Here is a 963-nt window from a genome sequence, read left to right as displayed (position 1 = left end):
AATCAAAACAACTTGCATGGAGTAATTAGGAGGCCAACTTGTCAGAAATGCAGAACTTCCATTGATAAACGCGCTCCTAAAACCAAACAAGCCAAACAAATGGAAAAGCAAAAACCTAAAAAAGGCGAGCCGTTTACCTGTCCTATTTGCAGAAAACGTTCCATTGCAGGAATAACTGCAAAAATTGTTGCTGACCATGACCATCACACCGGTAACATACGAGGTTTTATTTGCGATAGCTGTAATACCGGATTGGGAAGATTTAAAAATGGCGAAAATTATTTGATGAATGCTGTGAACTATATCAAGGATCACGATGTATTGGGGTAATCATATTTTTACCCCATTTTTATTTTAGCCAATGTTGAAATTGTCTAAAAGATTTTAGGGCGCATTGCATATAACGTCCGGCGGTAAATGACGTTTTTTTGCGCCCGATAAGGAAAACCGCGCAGCGGTTTTTCGGGCGCAAAAAAATGTGGGTGGAGTGAGGCGTGGGAGCCTTCAGGCGACCTAGCCGAACGGACCCCCGAGCCGCCGTAAGGCGGCGACGCGTTTACCGACCTGTTATGCGACGTTTTCGTGTTTCCAATTATCATTATTGGAATTATATCTTTTCTATGTTAATTTTATATCCCAACGTATGTAATACATTTGTAAATGTCCTAAAATTTATTCTTTCAGCGTTTTTACTCCGTATTTTTTGTATTATTGTCGGGGACACTCCTGCCTTTTTTGCCAATTTTCTCACAGAAATATTTTCAGATTCCATTTTTTCTAGTACAAATTCCGATAAAAGAAATTCATTATATTCTTTTTCAAATAATTCCTTTTCCTTTGGATCATTATTAATAAATTTGTCAAATGTTGATTCCATTATTTTTTTCCTCCTTTTTTCCTTTCAAAATAATCATTCCTGCATTTTATTGCTAATTTTTTTTCATTTTCCGGCAACTTATCTGT

At 37.0% G+C, this 963-nt stretch carries 2 protein-coding genes; one reads left to right on the top strand and one right to left on the bottom strand.

The window, feature by feature from the left end; all coding sequences use genetic code 11:
• Positions 1 to 330 (top strand): endonuclease domain-containing protein (locus ACYVRH_RS13365; RefSeq protein ID WP_461257388.1); only part of this gene is annotated, 330 nt, incomplete at its 5' end.
• Positions 331 to 607: 277 nt separating this feature from the next.
• Here the strand turns inward: ACYVRH_RS13365 and ACYVRH_RS13360 are convergent.
• Positions 608 to 877 (bottom strand): helix-turn-helix domain-containing protein, encoded by a 270-nt coding sequence (locus ACYVRH_RS13360; protein ID WP_461257387.1) that lies wholly within the window; start codon positions 875 to 877, stop codon positions 608 to 610.
• Positions 878 to 963 lie beyond the last annotated feature (86 nt).

The sequence above is a fragment of the Treponema sp. R80B11-R83G3 genome (genome assembly GCF_054786115.1).
This window is presented reverse-complemented; position numbering and strand designations above follow the sequence as displayed.

Coding starts and splice junctions, on each gene's coding strand:
- ACYVRH_RS13360 (WP_461257387.1), bottom strand. CDS start 877: ATGGAATCAACATTTGACAAATTTATTAATAATGATCCAAAGGAAAAG.